Annotated in this window: 15 protein-coding genes; 3 read left to right on the top strand and 12 right to left on the bottom strand. The window is 70.6% G+C overall.

What is annotated here, in order from left to right:
* Positions 1 to 640: 640 nt before the first annotated feature.
* Positions 641 to 1,648 carry a stage II sporulation protein M gene (locus OG306_RS14190; RefSeq protein ID WP_266746539.1) on the bottom strand — a complete coding sequence of 336 codons (1,008 nt, stop codon included), beginning with the start codon at positions 1,646 to 1,648 and terminating at the stop codon, positions 641 to 643.
* A 121-nt stretch (positions 1,649 to 1,769) separates the two neighbouring features.
* On the opposite strand from OG306_RS14190, the gene OG306_RS14195 reads away from it, so the two are divergent.
* The gene (locus OG306_RS14195) at positions 1,770 to 2,711 is read left to right on the top strand and encodes an RDD family protein (RefSeq protein WP_266746540.1); all 942 of its coding nucleotides are present in this window, start codon (positions 1,770 to 1,772) and stop codon (positions 2,709 to 2,711) included.
* Here OG306_RS14195 and OG306_RS14200 read toward each other — a convergent pair.
* From OG306_RS14200 to OG306_RS14235, 8 genes are all read right to left on the bottom strand, one after another.
* Positions 2,708 to 3,319: a hypothetical protein gene (locus OG306_RS14200; RefSeq protein ID WP_266746541.1), complete on the bottom strand. Its 612-nt coding sequence runs from the start codon at positions 3,317 to 3,319 to the stop codon at positions 2,708 to 2,710. The two genes, OG306_RS14195 and OG306_RS14200, sit on opposite strands and share 4 nt — an antisense overlap.
* A gap of 150 nt (positions 3,320 to 3,469) precedes the next feature.
* On the bottom strand, positions 3,470 to 4,927 hold the full coding sequence (ahcY, locus tag OG306_RS14205; protein WP_266746542.1) for an adenosylhomocysteinase: 1,458 nt from the start codon (positions 4,925 to 4,927) through the stop codon (positions 3,470 to 3,472).
* Positions 4,928 to 5,260: 333 nt separating this feature from the next.
* The gene (locus OG306_RS14210) at positions 5,261 to 6,247 is read right to left on the bottom strand and encodes a cation diffusion facilitator family transporter (RefSeq protein ID WP_266746543.1); all 987 of its coding nucleotides are present in this window, start codon (positions 6,245 to 6,247) and stop codon (positions 5,261 to 5,263) included.
* 88 nt (positions 6,248 to 6,335) lie between these two features.
* Positions 6,336 to 7,517 carry a mannose-6-phosphate isomerase, class I gene (gene manA / locus OG306_RS14215; protein WP_266746544.1) on the bottom strand — a complete coding sequence of 394 codons (1,182 nt, stop codon included), beginning with the start codon at positions 7,515 to 7,517 and terminating at the stop codon, positions 6,336 to 6,338.
* A 56-nt stretch (positions 7,518 to 7,573) separates the two neighbouring features.
* Positions 7,574 to 8,710 (bottom strand): SIS domain-containing protein, encoded by a 1,137-nt coding sequence (locus OG306_RS14220; protein ID WP_266746545.1) that lies wholly within the window; start codon positions 8,708 to 8,710, stop codon positions 7,574 to 7,576.
* A gap of 51 nt (positions 8,711 to 8,761) precedes the next feature.
* Complete coding sequence (locus OG306_RS14225; RefSeq protein WP_018552946.1) at positions 8,762 to 8,944, bottom strand: Trm112 family protein; 183 nt, start codon at positions 8,942 to 8,944, stop codon at positions 8,762 to 8,764.
* Positions 8,945 to 9,159: 215 nt separating this feature from the next.
* On the bottom strand, positions 9,160 to 10,527 hold the full coding sequence (locus OG306_RS14230; RefSeq protein WP_266746546.1) for a phosphomannomutase/phosphoglucomutase: 1,368 nt from the start codon (positions 10,525 to 10,527) through the stop codon (positions 9,160 to 9,162).
* 436 nt (positions 10,528 to 10,963) lie between these two features.
* Positions 10,964 to 11,344 carry a DUF3499 domain-containing protein gene (locus OG306_RS14235; RefSeq protein ID WP_266746547.1) on the bottom strand — a complete coding sequence of 127 codons (381 nt, stop codon included), beginning with the start codon at positions 11,342 to 11,344 and terminating at the stop codon, positions 10,964 to 10,966.
* A gap of 322 nt (positions 11,345 to 11,666) precedes the next feature.
* Here OG306_RS14235 and OG306_RS14240 point away from each other — a divergent pair, with 322 nt between their 5' ends.
* Positions 11,667 to 12,095 (top strand): metallopeptidase family protein, encoded by a 429-nt coding sequence (locus tag OG306_RS14240; protein WP_266746548.1) that lies wholly within the window; start codon positions 11,667 to 11,669, stop codon positions 12,093 to 12,095.
* Positions 12,096 to 12,124: 29 nt separating this feature from the next.
* On the opposite strand, the gene OG306_RS14245 is transcribed toward OG306_RS14240, so the two are convergent.
* The 3 genes from OG306_RS14245 to OG306_RS14255 all read right to left on the bottom strand — a co-directional run bounded on the left by OG306_RS14245 (position 12,125) and on the right by OG306_RS14255 (position 18,072).
* Positions 12,125 to 13,639: a DUF5719 family protein gene (locus tag OG306_RS14245; protein WP_266746549.1), complete on the bottom strand. Its 1,515-nt coding sequence runs from the start codon at positions 13,637 to 13,639 to the stop codon at positions 12,125 to 12,127.
* Positions 13,636 to 17,451 (bottom strand): glycosyltransferase, encoded by a 3,816-nt coding sequence (locus OG306_RS14250; RefSeq protein ID WP_371665351.1) that lies wholly within the window; start codon positions 17,449 to 17,451, stop codon positions 13,636 to 13,638. Before OG306_RS14250 ends, OG306_RS14245 begins: the two co-directional genes overlap by 4 nt.
* A 357-nt stretch (positions 17,452 to 17,808) precedes the next feature.
* Entirely contained in the window at positions 17,809 to 18,072 is a 264-nt protein-coding gene (locus OG306_RS14255; RefSeq protein WP_030927001.1) for a WhiB family transcriptional regulator, read from the bottom strand.
* A 714-nt stretch (positions 18,073 to 18,786) separates the two neighbouring features.
* Here OG306_RS14255 and OG306_RS14260 point away from each other — a divergent pair.
* Entirely contained in the window at positions 18,787 to 19,323 is a 537-nt protein-coding gene (locus tag OG306_RS14260; protein WP_266746551.1) for a cysteine dioxygenase, read from the top strand.
* Positions 19,324 to 19,325 lie beyond the last annotated feature (2 nt).

Here is a 19,325-nt window from a genome sequence, read left to right on the forward strand (position 1 = left end):
AGACCGATCGTTCACAGCGTCCTCGCTGTGTAATTGCCTACCGGAACCGTGAGGCCCGGCAGGACTTTCAAAGGAACCACCAACCTGCCGAAGCAGGCCGGGGTATCAACATATCTGGCGTTGACTTTTGGCACGCTGTTGAGTTCTCAAGGAACGGACGCTTCCTTTGTACTCACCCGCAGAACATTCTCTGGGGCTTTCCTCCGGGCTTTCCCTTCGGTCTTGCGTTTCCGACTCTATCAGACTCTTTCGTGTCCGATTCCCGGTCGAAGCGGGTTTGCTTTCCAGTTCTTCGCTTTCGCGTTTCCCTTTCCGGCGGTTCCAACCTTACCAGACTCTTTTCCGTTCCGTTTCCGGTTCGAATTTGAATTCTGGTGGCCTTCGGAATGGCCTTGCCTTTCGGCTGACTCGACTTTACCAGAACCATTCAGCCGAAACGATCGGTTGCATGACCCGGAAATAAGAGAATCAATGGCTCTGCGGAGATTCCATCTCCGTTGAGAGCGAGGTAGACGTTAACTGTCGGGATCGAACCTGTCCAGTCCGACTCAACCGTTAAAATCTACCTCCCCAGGTCGACCATGTCAACGGTCTCCCGGGGCAAAGAGGAGACTAGCAGGTCAGCGCGGGTGTACGCACATCAGGCCGCGGCGGGGAGCTCGGCGCTGCGTTCGGTCGGGTCGATGTCGCCCCGGTCGCCTGCGCGGGCTGCGCGGCCGCCCAGGACGTAGACGTACGCAAGGAAGGCCAGCTCGGCTGTGCTGCCGATGGTGATGCGTCCCCATGTCGGGAGGCCGGAAGGGGTGACGAAGCCTTCGATGACGCCCGAGACGAACAGGACCAGAGCGAGGCCGATGGCCATGCCGATCGCGGCTCGGCCCTGCTGCGCGAGGGCCGAGCGGCGGGTCCGCGGGCCCGGGTCGATGACTGTCCAGCCGAGGCGCAGGCCCGTACCCGCTGCGACAAAGACTGCGGTGAGTTCCAACAGACCGTGCGGGAGGATCAGTCCCAGAAAGGTGTCGAGGCGGCCGGCCGAGGACATCAGGCCGATGCCGACCCCGAGGTTGAGCACGTTGACGAAGAGGATCCAGATCACCGGGATACCCAGGAACGCTCCCAGGACCAGGCACATGGCTGCGGCCTGGGCGTTGTTCGTCCATACCTGGGCGGCGAATGACGCGGCCGGGTGGCTGGAGTAGTAGGTCTCGTACTCCCCGCCCGGGCTGGTCAGTCGGCGAAGGTCGTCCGGGGCTGCGATGGCCGACTGGACTTCCGGATGCGTACCTATCCACCAGCCGATGACCGCGGCCAGCAAAGTGGAGAGGACGGCCGTGGGTATCCACCAGTGCCTGGATCGGTAGACCGCGGCGGGGAAGCCGGTGGTCAAGAAGCGCGTGGCGTCGCGCCAGGAAGCTCGGCGGGTGCCTGTCACCGTGGACCGGGCGCGGGCGACGAGCTGGGTGAGGCGAGCGGTGAGTATCGGGTCCGGGGTGCTGGACTGGAGAAGGGAGAGATGGGTGGCCGTGCGCTGGTAGAGCTCGACGAGCTCGTCGGCTTCCGCGCCGGTGAGACGGCGCCCGCGGTGCAGGAGCTGGTCCAGGCGGTCCCACTCCGTGCGGTGGGTGGTCACGAAAACGTCGAGGTCCATGGGCGGCTGCTGCTCCAGGCATGGGTGCGTACGGGTTCGTACTACGGCGGCGCGTTGCGGGTCAGCTTGGCAGACTGAAGGTCCCGAGGGGCAGGGAAGACCGGCGAAGGATGGGGCGGCGATGAATGAGCTCGTGACCGGGGACGCGGTCGTACTGGGGCTGCGGCCCGCGAAGTTGCCGAGCCGGGCGCTGGCGCTGGTCATCGACCTTGCCGTGGTGGGAGCGGCGTTCGTCCTGGTGTCGATTGGCTTGTCCATGGCGACGGTGACGCTGGACGAAGCGGCGCTCGCGGCGGTGTCCGTGGCGTCCTTTCTGTTGGTGCTCGTGGGCGGGCCGATCGCAGTGGAGACCCTCAGCCATGGGCGTTCGCTGGGGAAGCTGGCGTGTGGGCTGCGCGTGGTACGGGACGACGGGGGGCCGATCCGTTTCCGGCATGCGCTGGTGCGCGGGGCCATGGGGGTCGTCGAGATTCTGATGACGCTCGGGGTTGTCGCCTGTATCGCTTCGCTGGTGTCGGCGCGGGGGCGGCGGCTCGGGGACGTGTTCGCGGGAACGCTGGTCGTACGGGAGAGGGTGCCGGCTGGGCGGGCGGCTGCGGTGCCGCCTCCGCCGCCGTGGTTGGTCGGGCGGTTCGCGGGTCTGGATCTGTCGGCGGTGCCGGACGGTCTGTGGCTGGCGATACGGCAGTACCTGACGCGGATGCATCAGCTCGACACGCAGGTGGGCCGGTCGATGGCGGAGCGGCTGGCCGCGGAGCTGGCGACGCGGACCGGGGTTCCGGTGCCCGAGGGAGTGCCGGCCGGGGCGTATCTGGCGGCGGTGGTGAACGAGCGGCAGGCGCGCGATGCGCGGCGGGTGTTCGTCGCTGCTCGGGACGGTGATCCGCAGTTCGGTGCCGCGCAGGTGGGAGGCGGAGGGCTGGAGGGTCGGGCTGTCGTGCCCTCGCCGGTGGGGGCCGTGCCGTCCGCGGGAGGTACGGGGGCAGGTGCGCCCGTCGCCCCGGTGGCCGAGGAGGGCGGGGCGGCAGCGCCCGCTGCGACGGGGTTCGCGCCGCCTGCCTAGCGCGGTGAGGGTGGGGTTTCCAGGTCTTCGAGCTCGATCCCGGGTGCCGAGAGGACCACGTCGCCGGCGATGTGGACGGTGTGCTGTTCGCCGGTGTCCAGGGCGCTGACCTGGTATTCGTCCACAGTCAGAGGGCCGCTGTCAGTGGCGTGCGCTTCACTGTTCACCAGGGCCCAGGACTGGTCGACGGTGCGGGGGGCAAGGACCGGGTCCGTGAAGGCGACCAGGCGGACGCGGGTCGCGGGGGAATCGGGGGTGAGGCGCAGAAGCCGTGAGGTCGCGATGAGGAATGCGGGGGAAGTGCCGGTGAAGGCGTGGGCGCGCACATTGCCTTCGGTGGCATGAGTACCGGTCGGGTCGGTACGGACCCAGGTGACGCCTTCGAGAGCGGCGCCGCGGACCTGCCAGCTCGCGGCGTGGAGTTCGAGGCGGATGGGGCGGCCCAGTTCGTCGAGGGTCAGGTCGACGGAACCGAGGTGGTCGCCGGAAGAGGCGGTGATCTGGGAGACGTAGCGCCAGCCGGAGGGGCCGGGGGCGCACTGGAAGTGTTCTTCGCCGAGGAGGGTGTGATCGTGAAGATCGTGGAGCGAATATCGGCCGCGGGGCATGGGGTCCTTCGAGGTTCCTCGGGCTGAGCGGGTGCGGTACGAGCGCAGGCCCCCGACACGGGGGTGCGGGGGCCTGCGCGCGTAGCTGCTGCTGAGGTTGTTCCGTCTGTCAGCGGCCGGTGGCCGCTGACGGGCGGGAACAGGGGCCGATCAGTAGCGGTAGTGGTCGGGCTTGTACGGGCCTTCGACCTCGACGCCGATGTAGGCGGCCTGCTCGGGGCGGAGCGTCGTGAGCTTCACGCCGAGCGCATCGAGGTGGAGGCGGGCGACCTTCTCGTCCAGGTGCTTGGGCAGCACGTAGACGTCGGTCGGGTACTCCTCGGGCTTGGTGTACAGCTCGATCTGGGCCAGGGTCTGGTCCGCAAAGGAGTTGGACATCACGAACGACGGGTGGCCGGTCGCGTTGCCCAGGTTCAGGAGGCGGCCCTCGGAGAGCAGGATGAGGACCTTGCCGTCGGGGAACGTCCAGGTGTGGACCTGCGGCTTGACCTCGTCCTTGACGATGCCGTCGATCTTCGCCAGGCCGGCCATGTCGATCTCGTTGTCGAAGTGGCCGATGTTCCCGACGATGGCCTGGTGCTTCATCTTGGCCATGTCGGCGGCCATGATGATGTCCTTGTTGCCCGTCGTGGTGACGAAGATGTCGGCCTTGTCGACGACCTCGTCGAGGGTGGTCACCTGGTAGCCGTCCATCGCCGCCTGCAGCGCGCAGATCGGGTCGATCTCGGTGATGATCACGCGGGCGCCCTGGCCGCGCAGCGACTCCGCGCAGCCCTTGCCGACGTCGCCGTAGCCGCAGACGACCGCGGTCTTGCCGCCGATGAGGGTGTCGGTGGCGCGGTTGATGCCGTCGATCAGGGAGTGGCGGCAGCCGTACTTGTTGTCGAACTTGGACTTGGTGACGGCGTCGTTGACGTTGATCGCCGGGAAGAGGAGGGTGCCGTCGCGGTGCATCTCGTACAGGCGGTGGACACCGGTGGTGGTCTCCTCGGTCACGCCGCGGATCTCGGAGGCGAGCTGGGTCCACTTCTGCGGGCTCTCACCGAGGGTGCGGTTGAGGAGCGTGAGGATGTGGGCGTACTCCTCGCTGTCCGCCGTCGACGGGTCCGGGGCCGCGCCGGCCTTCTCGAACTCGACGCCCTTGTGGACGAGGAGGGTGGCGTCACCGCCGTCGTCGAGAATCATGTTCGGGCCACCGGTGGGGGTGTTCGGCCAGGTCAGGGCCTGCTCGGTGCACCACCAGTACTCTTCGAGCGTCTCGCCCTTCCAGGCGAAGACCGGGATGCCGGCGGGGGCATCCGGGGTGCCGTTCGGGCCCACGGCGATGGCCGCGGCGGCGTGGTCCTGGGTGGAGAAGATGTTGCAGGAGGCCCAGCGGACCTCGGCGCCGAGGGCGACCAGGGTCTCGATCAGCACGGCGGTCTGCACGGTCATGTGCAGCGAACCGGTGATGCGGGCACCGGCCAGCGGCTGCGCCGCGGCGTACTCCCTGCGGATCGACATCAGACCGGGCATCTCGTGCTCGGCGAGGGTGATCTCCTTGCGGCCGAAGGTCGCGAGGGAGAGGTCGGCGACCTTGAAGTCCTGTCGATTGGCGACCGTTGTCATAACGGGCTGCTCCTGGTGATGGGTGTCGAGGTGGGCACGGCTGGCTCTGCGGCGGCGGGCACACGAATGCCCGGGCGCTCGCAGCGCAGTCCGTCGGAGGCCCTCTCTCCCTCGGCCGGTCCGCGTATACGGACCGATCGACCGCCATCAGCAGCGACGACTGACACTGCCATCGAATCTACACCGACCGGCCCGGCCGCTCCCAGCCCGCCCGGGAAGGAAGGTGGCCGGGAAGGCCTGCCGGGAGGGGGCGGGAGGGGGTTGCTGGGGGGCGCAGACGCGAGGCGGTTGGGACGGGAGGTGTGCTTGGCGCTGTAGGGGTACGCGGGTGGTTCAGTGATCGGAGGGCGTCGGGGAGTTCGGGGCTCCGCCCGGGGCCTTGCCGGGGTTCGTGCCGGCTGCGGCGGCCGCCTCGCTGTAGATGTCCGGTTCCAGATAGATGACCCGGGCGATCGGGACGGCTGCGCGGATTCGGGTCTCGGCGGCGTTGATGGCGTTGGCCACTTCGGTGGCCGTGTCGTCGTGCTGTACCGCGATCTTGGCGGCGACCAGCAGCTCTTCCGGGCCGAGGTGGAGCGTGCGCATGTGGATGACACCGGTGACCGTGTCGCCGTCGACGAGCGCGGCCTTGATCTTCTCGACCTGGTCGGTACCGGCGGCCTCGCCGAGCAGGAGGGACTTCGTCTCGGCGGCGAGGACGATCGCGATGACGATCAGCAGGACGCCGATGCAGAGGGTGCCGATGCCGTCCCAGACGCCGTTGCCGGTCCCGAGTGCCAGGCCGACGCCCGCGAGGGCGAGCACCAGACCGATCAGCGCGCCGAAGTCCTCCAGGAGGACGACGGGGAGTTCGGGGGCCTTGGCACGGCGGATGAACTCCTTCCAGGAGAGTGATCCGCGGGTCTGGTTGGACTCCTTGATGGCCGTACGGAAGGAGAAGCCCTCAGCGATGATCGCGAAGATCAGCACGCCGACCGGCCAGTACCAGGACTCGATCTCGTGCGGGTGCTTGATCTTCTCGTAGCCCTCGTACACCGCGAACATGCCACCGACCGAGAACAGCACGATGGAGACGAGGAAGGCGTAGATGTAGCGCTCGCGGCCGTAGCCGAAGGGGTGCTGGGGGGTGGCTTCGCGCCGGGCCTTCTTGCCGCCGAGCAGCAGCAGGCCCTGGTTGCCCGAGTCGGCGACCGAGTGGACGCTCTCCGCGAGCATCGACGACGAGCCACTGAACAGGAACGCCACGAATTTGGCCACTGCGATCGCGAGGTTGGCGCCGAGTGCCGCCACGATCGCCTTGGTTCCGCCTGACGCACTCATGGGTGCCGGGTGTCCCTTCTTCGGTGCTGCGGCCCTGGCGCCGCGGTACGGCCGGACATTGTTGCAGCCGACTGGTGCGGACGGTGCGTCAGGCCACCACTGTGGCACGGAACAGGGTTCCCGTGCCGGACACTTCGACCCTCTCACCAGAGGGTACGAAGACCGAGGCGCCGGGTGCGAGGCCGAGCGTGCCGGCCTTCGGGGCGCCCGCGGTGCAGAGCAGGATCTGCGGGGTGTCCCTGGTCAGGTCGACGGGGTCGGCGCCGGGCGACAGGTCGAAGCGCGAGAGCCGGAATTCGTCCACGGGCGTCTCGTACAGTTCCTCGCCGGACGGGGACGCCTCGGGGCGCAGGACGCCGGGGTCGGTCGCCTCGAAGCGGACGATGCGCAGGAGTTCGGGTACGTCGACGTGTTTGGGCGTGAGTCCGCAGCGCAGCACGTTGTCGGAGTTGGCCATGATCTCGACACCGAGGCCGTCGAGGTAGGCGTGCGGGACACCGGCGCCGAGGAAGAGGGCTTCGCCGGGCTGGAGTTCTACGTAGTTCAGCAGCATGGCCGCGATGACACCGGGGTCGCCGGGGAAGTGGTGGGCGATGCGGGCGTACGGGGCGTGGGTGCCGCCGAGGCGTTCGGCGGCCGCGGCTGCCTGGTTCACCGTTTCGGCCATCTCCGTCGGGTCGGCGGCGAGGATCGCGGTGAGGACCTCACGCAGGGCCGCCTCCTCGGGGTGGGCACCGAGGAGGTCGACGTACGGCTTGAGGGAATCGACGCCGAGTGCCGCCATCGTCTCGGCCGCCTCGGTGGGCCTGCGGAAGCCGCACAGGCCGGCGAAGGGGGTGAGCGCGCAGATCAGCTCGGGCTTGTGGTTGGCGTCCTTGTACGTGCGGTGGGGTGCGTCGATCGGGACGGACCGGCGCTCCTCGTCCTCGTACCCCTGCTTCGCCTGTGCGAGGTCGGGGTGGACCTGGAGGGAGAGCGGGGCACCGGCGGCGAGCAGTTTGAGGAGGAAGGGCAGGCGGGGGCCGAACTTTTCGACCGTGGCCCGGCCCAGTTCCCGCTCGGGGTCGGCGGCGATGACCTCGGTGAGGGGCCGCTCGCGGCCGGCCTCTCCGGCGCTGGTTGTACGGGTGAGGCGGGAGGGGGCTCCGGGGTGGGCGCCCATCCACATCTCCGCCTGGGGTTCGCCGGTGGGCGCGATGCCGAGCAGCTCGGGGATGGCGGTGGTGGAACCCCAGGCGTAAGGGCGCACGGTGTTGGAGAGCCGGTCCATGGGTTGTCCTTGTCAGGTGCGTGGATCGGGGGGTGGCGTACCGGTGGGCGCCTGTGTCAGGCGCGGGCTGCCGACGCCAGTGCCAGGTAGACGGCGGCGAAGTCGGTGACCGCGAGGAGTTCGGCGAGGGCTTCGAGTTCGGTGCCCTCCTCCGGTTCGAGTTCGCTGATCGCCGTGTCGTGGCCGAGGGCCAGTTCGCGGGCTGCGGGGCCGGCGCTCAGGCCGCCGGTGGGGCGGTCGCGGAGCAGTACGACGCGGGCGTGCAGGGGCTCCGCCTCGTCGACCCGGTCGCGGAAGAAGTCGTCGGGGTCGGCCCCGGCGGCGAATGTGCCCGCCAGCAGCGCGCCGTGGGCCGGCAGCGCCTCGGGGAGCTCGGCGGCGAGGGCCGGCCGGCCGGACAACTCGGCCAGGACTGCCGCGAATCTCCGGCCGACCGGGGCCGCCGCGTCGCCCTCCGTCCAGATGAGGGGCAGGCTGTCGGCGAGTTCGGCGGCGAGGGTCTTGGCCGGGTTGCTGTACGTGGCGATGGCCGGACCACAGCGTTCCGCGGTGCGGTCCAGGCGGTCGGCGACGCTCTGCAGCGCCTCGGCGGGTGCGGTGACCAGTCCGACCCGGTCGAGCAGTGCGAGCAGCGGGGTGAACAGGGCCCAGAGCGTGCCGGGGCCCGCCGCCGACGTCTCGGCGTCGTACTCGCCGTGCGGCGCGGTGGCCATGGGTACGACGAGTCCGTGTACCCCGTCGGTCGCCTCGCGCAGCGGTGACCGGTGGGGGGCGACGGCGACGACGCTGCAGCCGCGGCGGTACGCCTGTTCGGCGAGGAGGGAGAGGCCCGGCTCGGAACCGTCGGCCGTGACGATCAGCAGCAGGTCGACGGAGCCGGCCCAGCCGGGCAGCGTCCAACGCATCGCGCCCGCGGCCGGGGCGACCCCGGTGGGACGGATGCGGGTGACGGGCGCGGAGGCGCCTGCCAGGGCGGTGATCAGGTCGGCGACACCGGACGCGGCGGTGCCGGAACCCGCGACGAGTACGGCGCGGGGGCGGCCTTCCGGGTTCAGTGCGGCGATCCCGGCCTCCGCCGCGTGCCGGGCGGCGGTGCGGACCCGGGCCCCGGCCTCGGCGGCGCCGCGGAGCAGTCCGCGGCGGTCGGCTCGGGCCAGGGATTCCGGGGCGTCGAGCAGCGACTCGTCGAGCATGGGGACGGTCCTCCGATCACGTGCTGATCACCGTGCGGGATGCGGATGCCGTTACGCGGGGCGGCGGGCCTCGTCGACGAGGAGGACGGGGATGCCGTCCCGTACCGGGTAGGCGAGGCCGCAGTCCTTGCCGGTGCAGACGAGTTCGGGGCTGTCGGCCGCCGACCGGTCGTCGAGCGGAGAGTGGCAGGCCGGGCAGGCGAGGATCTCCAGAAGGCCGGCTTCGAGCGGCATGGGGTGAGTCCCTTCAAGCATTCGGACGCGCGGTTCGGGTTCACGCGGATCGGGCGACGTCAGCCTACCGCCGGGGTACGGGAGGCGCGGCCGGGGCGGGGGCGGGGCCGGAGCGGGGGCGCCCGCGGCGGACCTGCCCCCTACCCGTCCCTTCCTGAAACCGGGGCGCTGCCCCGGACTCCGCGCCTCAAACGCCGGCGAGGCGGAGAAATGTCCTACGAGGCCCGGACCAGGGTCAGTACCTCGTCCCGTACCGCCGTCATCATCCGTTCGTCACGGGCCTCGACGTTCAGGCGGAGCAGGGGTTCCGTGTTGGAGGCACGCAGGTTGAACCACCAGTCCGGGGCCGTGACGGTCAGGCCGTCGAGATCATCGGTCGTGACTCCGTCCCGGGTCGCGAAGGCGTCGCGTACCGCTGCCGTGCGGCCCGCCTGGTCGGTGACCGTGGAGTTGATCTCGCCGGATCCGGTGTAGCGGTCGTACTGCGCGACCAGTTCCGACAGCGTGCCCGGCTGGCCCCCCAGCGCGGCCAGGACGTGGAGCGCGGCGAGCATGCCCGTATCGGCGTTCCAGAAGTCGCGGAAGTAGTAGTGCGCGGAGTGTTCACCGCCGAAGATCGCGCCGTGCCCGGCCATCTCCGCCTTGATGAAGGAGTGGCCCACGCGGGTACGGACCGGGGTGCCGCCGTTCTCGCGGACGACCTCGGGGACCGTGAGGGAGGTGATCAGGTTGTGGATGACGGTGCCCTTGCCGCCGTTGCGGGCGAGTTCCCGGGCCGCGACCAGGGCGGTGATCGCGGACGGCGAGACGCCCGCGCCGCGTTCGTCCACGACGAAACAGCGGTCGGCGTCGCCGTCGAAGGCGAGGCCCAGATCGGCGCCCTCGGCCACGACGCGGCCCTGGAGGTCGACGAGGTTCTTCGGGTCGAGCGGGTTGGCCTCGTGGTTGGGGAACGTGCCGTCCAGCTCGAAGTACATCGGTACGAGGTCGACGGGAAGGTCCGCGAAGACCGTCGGGACGGTGTGGCCGCCCATGCCGTTGCCCGCGTCTACGACGACCTTCAGCGGGCGGATCGACGCGAGGTCCACCAGCGACAGCAGGTACGCGGCGTAGTCGGTGAGCGTTTCGCGCCGGGTGACGGTGCCGGGGGCTGCCGCCGGTCGCGGCGCACCGGTCTCGGACCACTTCTCGACCAGGGCGCGGATCTCCGAGAGACCGGTGTCCTGGCCCACGGGTGCGGCGCCCGCCCGGCAGAGCTTGATGCCGTTGTACTGCGCCGGGTTGTGCGAGGCGGTGAACATCGCGCCGGGAAGCCCCAGGCTGCCGGAGGCGAAGTACAGCTGGTCGGTCGAGCAGAGGCCGATCAGCGCGACGTCCGCGCCGCGCGCCGCCGCGCCGCGCGCGAAGGCTCCCGAGAGGCCGGGCGACGAGGGCCGCATGTCGTGGCCGATCACGATCGCGTCCGCGCCCATGACCTCGACGAATGCCGCCCCGAACTGTTCGGCCAGCGATTCGTCCCACTGGTCGGGGACCACCCCGCGTACGTCGTACGCCTTGACGATCTGCGACAGATCAGCAGCCACGGGCCGGTCCTCCTGAGATTTCTTCGGACCGCCCAAACTACCCGGCGGCGGTTCGGGCGGACCGCGGGGTCTTCAGATGGTGCGATACAGCGCGGACGCGGGATCGGGTGCCGTGCCGCTCAGGACAGCATCCAGGCCGGCGCCGCCGTGCTCTGTGCCAGCACGATCAGGCACATCACCAACAGCAGTCCCAGGCTCCATGGCAGTACCTTGCGCAACAGGTCGCCTTCCCGTCCGGCGAGGCCGGTACACCCGCAGGGCGTTGACGACGGATTCCGTGATGAGGGAAGCCGTTTCTCACGGGTGAGGAAATAGCTGTGTCGACGACAAGTTCAGGTCGATGGCCCGTACCTGAAAACTTGAACACCCAGGCCTGAAAAATTGAACGGGAGATCCGAGGGGCCGCACACGGGGCGTGCCGTCCGGCCCGCCGCACTCAGGAGTCCGGTGAGCGCAGCACCCGCAGATGGCCGCGGCGCGCGACCTCCATCGGATCCGCGGTCTGCGGGCCACCGCCGTTCCTGCCGTCGCCGCCGCGGTCATGCGGCCGCGCCGCTTCCCGTACGGCATTGGCGAGCGCTTCGAGATCGTCACCGCTGGGACGGGTGGGGGCGGAGGGGTCGGAGAGCCTGACGACTTCCCAGCCACGTGGCGCGGTCAGCCGCTCACTGTGCTCGGCACAGAGGTCGTAGCAGTGGGGCTCGGCGTAGGTGGCGAGCGGGCCGAGGACCGCAGTCGAGTCGGCATAGACGTACGTCAGTGTCGCGACGGCAGGGCGGCCGCACGCGGTGCGCGAACAGCGACGTACAGGGCTCACGATGTTGGACGGTACCGCACTCTTGAGCGGGCTGCGACGACTCTCCCTCAGGTCACCCCACCGTGTCGCCCTGCGACCTCCGGCCCGACGGCCTTCCGGGCAGCCCTCCTGACCTGCGGAGGAAAACAGAAGCACAGGTCGTACCGGCAACGAATCCGGTCACCACTTGGCACAAAAGCTGTCATTCACCAAGAGTTCAACGGTCAGGAGCGGGGCCTGAAACGGGCTCCGGCCTGGCCGGATTGTTCAGGATTGGACATGTCGACGCCCTGTCAGGGAGCGGCGATCCGCTCGCCCGGCGGAGAGTTACCCTGCGTCAGTGATGGACAGTCCCGTACCGCCCCACCCGTCCGAGCCGCGCCCGCGTCGTCGTGACCGCCACGGCCGCGGCATGCGCGGGCCCGTCGCCCCGCCCCAGGTGCCGCTCTCGGCCAGCAGGGCGGAGAACTTCCGTGATCTCGTGCAGGACTCGGTGGAGCGGCTGGAGCGGCGCTGGCCGCAGCTGGCCGAGGTCGACTTCATGGTGCTCGATGTGCCGGGGACGCAGGAGGAGACCGTTCCGCTGGGGCGCGCGGTCTCCGCGAAGAAGGACCGGCCCGCGCAGATCGTCATCTACCGGCGCCCCGTCGAGATCCGTACCAAGAACCGTGACGAGCGTGCCCTCCTGGTCCACGAGGTGGTGGTGGAGCAGGTCGCGGATCTGCTCGGGCTGTCGCCGGAGTCGGTGGATCCGCGGTACGGGCAGGAGTAGGCCGGCGCCCGCCCACCCGTACCGCCGGCTCAGTCGTCCAGGACCGACAGGTCCTGTTCGGCCGCGGGTACCTCGACCGTTCCGCCGTCGTACGGCAGGGTCTGCACGGTGAACATCTCGACGCCGTTCTGCGGGAGGCTGAGCGTGCGTGCGGCGTGGACCGGGCCGCCCGACTCCGTCCGGATCGTCAGCGCGTATCCGCCCTTGAGCCCGGCCGGTACGGGCGGGGTCACCGCGAGCGTCGTACCGCCCTTGACCGTGTACGTCTTGACGGTCTGTTCGCCGCCCCCGCTGCCCGCGGAGGCGATGACCTTCACGGTGGCGGTGGCGCCCGGCGCGGTGAGCGAGAGGGTCGATCCCTTGGCCCGGTTGTCGGCCGCGGTCGCCTGCGCGCCCACCGGACCGGTCGCCGGGATGTAGCCGACCTCCTGCCCGTCACCCTTGCCGCGGACCACGCGCAGCGCGGCCACCACCGGGGTGCCTTTCCCGCCCTCGGCCGGGGTCAGCAGCAGGGAGCCGGTTTCGCCCCTGGTGATGTCCTTCAGGTCGACGCCCGCGGTCATCCTCGACTTGACGTGGATCTCCTCGTGCCCGGCCGGGGAGATCGCGCCGTTCTTGCCGAGGAGTTTCACCTTCAGATCGGCGTCGGCGTCACCGGGCGCGAAGGCCACCAGACGGACCGAGGTGGCGTCCGCCGGAATGCCGGGGAGCACCAGGGTGCCCGCCGGGTCGGCCGAGGCGGCCAGCCAGTCGCTGCCCGTCGCGTCGTCCGCGGTCCTGACGACCGCGCCGACGCGTCCGGTACGGGTGGTGACGTGAACGGTCACGTCCTCGGCCGCCTCGCTGGTCAGCGTGGAGATCAGGACCGGGACGCTGGACCTGGCCGGCACCGTGATGCCCTCGCCGACGTCGGACTTGAGGGTGCCGTCCGGGCCGTACAGCTCGATGTCGGCGACGGCCGCGCTGTCGTCCGGGTTCGTGAGGTGGACGTAGTCCTCGCGGGACTTCGCGGTGCTCGCGGCCGGGAACCAGAAGTTCGTGCCGGGTCCGGTGCAGCTGACGCCGAGCAGACCTCGGGAGCCACCCGCCTCGACCACGGTGGTCTGCTGGGTGGTCCAGCCGGGGGCCAGACGTCCGGTGGCGGTGCCGACGAGCGCGGGGGCGTCGGCACCGGACGCCTCGGCGGTGGCCGGTTTGCCGGGCTCCTTGAGGGAGACGACCGGCTTTTCGGGATCCGCCTTCTTCTTGCCCTTCTCGTCCTTCTTCCCGTCCCCGTCGGCGGTGGTGGACGTGGACTGCTTCAGTTCGGCTGCCCCGGCCTCGCCGCCGCTGCCGCCGGCCGGGGTGAAGGACGTGTACGTCGTCTCCGCGAGGTCCGAGAGACCGGGCGCCGGGCAGAGCAGGCTGGACCGTTCCACCGGCAGCCGGGTGGTGGCCCTCGCCTGCGTCGTACCCCCGTCGCCGGGCGCGGTGAACGCGGCGAATCCGGTGACGGCGGCGAGGGCTGCGGCGCCCGCAATGAGGGACAGGCTGGTGGACTTCACTCGGACTCGCCTCGCGATGCGTTACCGGTCGGCCACGGGTGCTGGCCCGGGGCGGGGTTCTCGTCGGGGTTCTGCGGGTCGTACGGGCCCTGCCCGCCGTAGCCGGCCTGGGGGTCGTACGCGGCCTGCGGGTCGTACTGCGGGACCTGCGGGGCGTAATGGGCCTGTGGGTCGTACTGCTGCTGCTGGGGGTAGCCGTACGGGTCGTAGGCGTTCTGCTGGTACGGGTCCGCGGCGGCCTGGTGCTCGTGCTGCGTGCCGTACTGGCCGTCCTGGTACTGCTGCTCGCCCTGGTAGTGCTGGTAGTCGGCGCCCTGGTACTGCTGCGCGTCCCATTCGCCGTACTGCTGCTGCTGCGGCACCGCCGCGTACTGACCACTGTCGGCCTCCGGAGCGAAGGCGTCTCTGTCGTCGCTCTGCTGCGGATCCGGCTGCGGCTGCGGAGAGAGCTGCGGCTCGGTGGTCTGCTGGGCGGGGATGTACTGGCCCGCCTCGTCCGGTGCCTCCTCGGCGCTCCCGCTCCCGGCCTGCTCCTCCTCCGCTTCCGCCTGGGCGGCCGCGCGGAGCCTGCGTGCCCGGCGCCCCTCGCCCGCGACCGGCTCCGCGGGGACCGTCACGACCTCCTCGGGCAGGTCGTCGTCGATCTCCCGGCGGCGGCCCGGCAGGGCGAGGACCAGCAGGACCACGGCCAGCGCGCTCTGGGCCCAGATCCAGGCGGTGTGGGTGAGCGGGGTGTCGTACGTGAGGTCCAGCGTGCCGCCCTCGGCGGGGAGCTCGAAGCCCTGGGCCCAGCCGTCGACCGTCTTACGGGTCAGTGCCCGGCCGTTCAGCGTGGCCTGCCAGCGGGGGTCGGCGGCGTCCGCGATCCGCAGCACCCGGCCGGAACCGCCCGCCGGGATCTTGGTGTGCGCCTCGACGGGGAGCGCGCCCACGGGCAGCGGTTCGGCGTCGGCGCCGGACGGGACGATCATGACGCGGGCGACCTGCCGGTCGACCCGCCACAGCGCGCTGCCGTCCAGTTGGCTCAGCCTGCTCAGGCCCGGGGTCGCGTCGAGAACCCGGCTCATCTCCTTCGGAGCGCCGTCCCGTACCAGTACGTAACGGATCGCGAAGCCGCTGAGCTGGCTGCCCTGGTCGGCGCCGGAGCCCGCGACCAGGTTGGCGACGACCTTGTCGAGGTGGCTGTTGCCGCCGCCCGCCTCGGCCAGTTCGGCGTCGCCGAGCCGCGCGCCGGAGCCGCGTACCAGGGTGTACGAGACGGCGGCGGGCGAGGTGCCGCCCAGGACCAGGGTGCGCGGCTGGTCGCGGGTGGCGCTCTCCTCCGCGACGAACGCCGGCACCTGCACCGGATCGCGGCGCTCCAGCGGGCCCGCGGCGCCGCCGATCATCCAGCCGGCGGCGGCCAGCGCCGGGGCGAGGCCCGCGGCGAGGGCGATCAGCGCGGCAACGGGCTGGCGCCAGCCGAAGCTGAGCTCGGCGACGCGTACCCGCGCGCCGTCCGCGCCCACCAGCGCGGCGGCGATCAGCGCGATGCCGTAGACGAGGGTCGCGGGGCCCGCCCAGCCCGAGCCGTTGGCGAGCGCGGCGAAGACCAGCGCCACGAGCGCGACGGACCACGCGGTGCGCACCGCGAACTGCCGTTCCCCGCGCAGCAGCGCGGCCAGCGCGGCGAACACGATGCCGAGCAGCAGCACGCTGCCCGCGGCCTTGGGGCCGCCGGGGCTGATGCCGAGCAGATCGAGCGCCGAGGCCGTGCCCGTACCGATGTCCAGGCCGGCTTCCTTCAGGAAGTCGGAGGGGCTGCCGAGGAGCGAGAGCGACCAGGGCGCGAGGACGAGGAGCGGCGTGCCGATCGCGGCGAGGAAGCGGAGCCCGTACGCGGCGATGTCGTTGCGGCGCAGTACGAGCACACCGATGCCGAGGACCACCGCGAGCGGCCAGACGATGGGCGTGAACGCCATCGCGAAGGTGAGGAGCAGGGTGTACGCCCAGGTGGCGCGCCAGCTGCCCCGGGCATATCCGACGGCCCGCATGCCGTGCGCGGAGACCGCGGCGCGGGCGATCAGCGGGAGCAGGACGGCCAGGACGGCGGTGCCGAGGCGGCCGGTCGCCAGTGCGCCGGTCGCGGCCGGCAGGAAGGCGTACGCGATGCTCGCCCAGGCCCGCAGCAGCCTCGATTCGAGCAGCGGCCGGGAGACGAAGTACGCGGTCAGTCCGGCGAGCGGGACCGAGCAGACCAGCAGCAGCGTGAGCGCGAAGCCGGTCGAGCCGAGGAACAGCGCGGACAGCGCCGAGATGACGGCGAGATAGGGCGGCGCGGTCTGCGTGCCGCCGGTGCCGACCGGGTGCCAGCCGTCCGCGTACGCGCCCCACAGGCCGGAGACGTCGGCGGGCGCGGGCAGCAGAGCGCCTCCCGCGAGCGCTCCGCCGCCGAGCAGGCCGCGGCAGGCGATGAGCGAGACGAACAGCAGGACGGCGAAGAGCACCGGGCCCGGCTTCCGCCCGATCCGCTTCAGCCGCGCGAACTGCTCGATCTCCAGGAAGTCGGCGTCGTCACCGCCGGGACCGGACTCCACGGCGCCGTGCCGCGAGCCTCCCGCGTCGGCGTCGGAGCCGCTGCCGAAGTTTCCGGCGACCTGCTCGACGGTGGCACGGACGGTGGCACCCGGCGGCGGGAAGAGACCGCGCAGTTCGGTCTGGTCGACGGCGCCCCTGCCGCGGCTGCGCCGGGCCGCGAGGATCCGTCCGGGGCGCAGCAGGGTGCCGAAGAGCCCGGCGACCTCGTCGAGGGCCTGGCCGGGCACCTTGCCGACGAGATAGGCGAGGGTACGCAGCAGTGTCCCGACGACGAGCCGGAGCATCACCCACGGCAGGGCCTTGGCGCGTGCGTTGACCAGCATCGTGTAGACGGCGCCGGCCTTGTCGACGCGGTGCGGGGAGGCGACGGAGCGTCCCGCGCAGTCGATGGGCCGGCGCTCGCGGGCGGAGGCCTCGGCATGTCTGAGGACGGCGTCGGGGGCGACGAGCACCCGGTGTCCCGCGGTGTGGGCGCGCCAGCACAGGTCGACGTCGTCACGCATCAGCGGGAGCCTGCGGTCGAACCCGCCGAGCTCCTCCCAGATGTCACGGCGGATCAGCATGCCCGCGGTGGAGACGGAGAGCACGGTACGGACCTGGTCGTGCTGGCCCTGGTCCTGCTCGCGCCGGTCGAGTCCGGTCCAGCGGCGGCCGCTGTTGGCGATGGAGACGCCGACTTCGAGCAGCTGCCTGCGGTCGTACCAGCCGCGGAGTTTGGGGCCGACGATCGCGGCGTGCGGGTCGTTGTCGACGACGCGCAGCAGCTCGGCAAGCGCGTCGGGCTCGGGTGCGCAGTCGTCGTGGAGCAGCCAGAGCCACTGCACCGGTTCGCCGTGCGGCAGTTCGGGCAGGTCGTACGCGTCGTCGCGCCAGGTCCTGCTGACGGGGTCCCAGCTGCTGGGGCGGTTCAGGTACGGCAGGTCCTCCGGGCTGAGGACACCGGCCGTGCGGGTCGCCTCGTCGACGGCGGTGCCGAAGCTCGTACGGCGGGCGAGGTGCAGGACGCGTTCGGCGCCGAGCGCCTCCGTGACCAGCCGCGCGGAGTCGTCGGCGCTGCCGGTGTCGGCGGCGACGACGTTCTGTACGGGGCGTTCCTGCCCGAGCAGCCCGGCGAGCGCGTCGGGCAGCCAGCGTGCGCCGTCATGGGAGACGAGCACGGCGGTGACGACGTGCCGGGGGAACTCTGGGGCGGCGGCGGCCGCGTACGGCGCCGTCGATTGGCTGTGCACGGACATCGAGGTACGGGCCCTCCGGCCGGGTCCGGGGGACGTCCCCCGGGGGCTGCATCGGTGTACACGCGCGCTCCGTCGGGGCGTTGGCGCGTCTCGGACGGAGCCCCACACTAACGGTACGGATAACCGCGGTGGCGCCGAGCGGTTGAACGAGGGCTGCGATGGGGAGGGGCGGAGCGGCGGAGCGGGCGACGGCGGACATGCCGATGGCCCGTCGCCTGCGGGCAGGATGCGGGCGACGGGCCATGGCCGGTCTCGGTTCGGTGCGCGGGTCGTGGGGTTCCGGTGCGCGGTGTTCTGTGGTCGCGGCGCTCGGCGGCGCCGGTTGCCGTGGCGGTCCGTTGCCGCGGCGGTCCGCCGTCAGACAGCGGCCTTCTTCAAGCGGCGCCGTTCACGTTCCGAGAGGCCGCCCCAGATTCCGAACCGTTCATCATTGGAAAGCGCGTACTCAAGGCATTCGGACCGGACTTCACAGGCGAGACAGACCTTCTTGGCCTCGCGGGTGGATCCGCCCTTCTCAGGGAAGAAGGACTCGGGATCGGTCTGCGCGCACAGTGCGCGCTCCTGCCAGCCGAGTTCCTCGTCCGCGTCCTCGACCAGCAGTTGCTGGAACAGCTCGGTCATGTGCGCCCCTCGTCTGTCTCTTGCGTCCCCGTGATGCAGCCGTTACTGATTGCGGCCGAACGACACGAGTGAAATTACAAGTGTGTAGCTCCGGGCCAGTCAAGCGAAGATCTGCTATTGGCCCTGGTATTCACTCTGCGGAACCAAGGGTATGCGGAAAGTGTGCAAATCATCAAAAACCTGACATATGCCATCGGCCTCTCCGCACCCCCTTCTCTCACTCAGTGAGACGACCGGGGCCATCGCCATGTTTCGATTCGATCACCGAAGCGATCAAGATCACAGTCGGGTCACAAGACCCCAACGACGTTTGCGGACACGGCTGATGCGCCACATCTCCGCCGCAATGACCGCGCAAACCTTTCCCCGTCGCCAGTAACCGGATGAGGTGAAACATTACCCCCAAATCGGGCATTGGGTTGACAGTGTCGGGTCGAGCCGGTCTCCTTGACTTCATGCCAGCGACCGCAGCGATGTACGCCACCCACGTCCGTGGGTTCCGTACTGCTGTCCAGGCCCGCTGTTGCTGTTCCAGCTGTCGTAGCTGTTGACGCCGTAGAGCACCGGCTCCGGTCCGGTCCGGCTTCCAGCTCCTCTTGCGCAGAGCTTCCTCACCGAGTGACTCCGTAGGGTTTTCTCTCGCGTCTTCGTGGCTCTCAGGTCTCCGTGACACCCCGCACATGCACCCCCCCATGCCGAGGAACCACCGCTTCCATGAACAGCGACAGCGACCTTCAGATCGCCGGCGACATCCTTGAGGTCCGGCACCTCCTCCAGCCGGCCCGCGAGCACCCTTCCACCGTGGCCGAGTTCGTCGGGCTCGCCCGCGCCATCGCCGCCGACCGCGCGCAATGGGCGCCGCTCGTGCGGTACGACACCACCAGCCGCTGGTACCACCGGCTGCGCACCGTTCCCCAGGCTCTCGGCTCCGCTGCGGGGCAGACCCCACTCGGTTACGAGGTGTGGCTGCTCAGCTGGGTGCCCGGCCAGGGCAGCGGACGCCACGACCACGGCCCGTCCTCCGGCGTACTGACCGTCCTGGACGGCCGGTTGACCGAGCACACCGAACGCGGCACGCGGACACTCGCCCCCGGCGCGCAGCGCGTCTTCGCACCCGGCTACGTGCACGAAGTGGTCAACGACTCCATCGAACCGGCCGTCAGTCTGCACATCTACTACCCGGGTCTGACCGAGATGCCGATGCACGCGGCTCAATGCGCCCCGGCGGCCGTGGATGTCGTACCCGCCTGACA

This window comes from Streptomyces sp. NBC_01241 (genome assembly GCF_041435435.1).
Lineage (GTDB): Bacteria > Actinomycetota > Actinomycetes > Streptomycetales > Streptomycetaceae > Streptomyces.

Coding starts and splice junctions, on each gene's coding strand:
- OG306_RS14255 (WP_030927001.1), bottom strand. CDS start 18,072: ATGACCGAGCTGTTCCAGCAACTGCTGGTCGAGGACGCGGACGAGGAA.
- OG306_RS14195 (WP_266746540.1), top strand. CDS start 1,770: ATGAATGAGCTCGTGACCGGGGACGCGGTCGTACTGGGGCTGCGGCCC.
- OG306_RS14200 (WP_266746541.1), bottom strand. CDS start 3,319: ATGCCCCGCGGCCGATATTCGCTCCACGATCTTCACGATCACACCCTC.
- OG306_RS14190 (WP_266746539.1), bottom strand. CDS start 1,648: ATGGACCTCGACGTTTTCGTGACCACCCACCGCACGGAGTGGGACCGC.
- OG306_RS14210 (WP_266746543.1), bottom strand. CDS start 6,247: ATGAGTGCGTCAGGCGGAACCAAGGCGATCGTGGCGGCACTCGGCGCC.
- manA (WP_266746544.1), bottom strand. CDS start 7,517: ATGGACCGGCTCTCCAACACCGTGCGCCCTTACGCCTGGGGTTCCACC.
- OG306_RS14225 (WP_018552946.1), bottom strand. CDS start 8,944: ATGCCGCTCGAAGCCGGCCTTCTGGAGATCCTCGCCTGCCCGGCCTGC.
- ahcY (WP_266746542.1), bottom strand. CDS start 4,927: ATGACAACGGTCGCCAATCGACAGGACTTCAAGGTCGCCGACCTCTCC.
- OG306_RS14220 (WP_266746545.1), bottom strand. CDS start 8,710: ATGCTCGACGAGTCGCTGCTCGACGCCCCGGAATCCCTGGCCCGAGCC.
- OG306_RS14240 (WP_266746548.1), top strand. CDS start 11,667: ATGGACAGTCCCGTACCGCCCCACCCGTCCGAGCCGCGCCCGCGTCGT.
- OG306_RS14260 (WP_266746551.1), top strand. CDS start 18,787: ATGAACAGCGACAGCGACCTTCAGATCGCCGGCGACATCCTTGAGGTC.
- OG306_RS14250 (WP_371665351.1), bottom strand. CDS start 17,451: ATGTCCGTGCACAGCCAATCGACGGCGCCGTACGCGGCCGCCGCCGCC.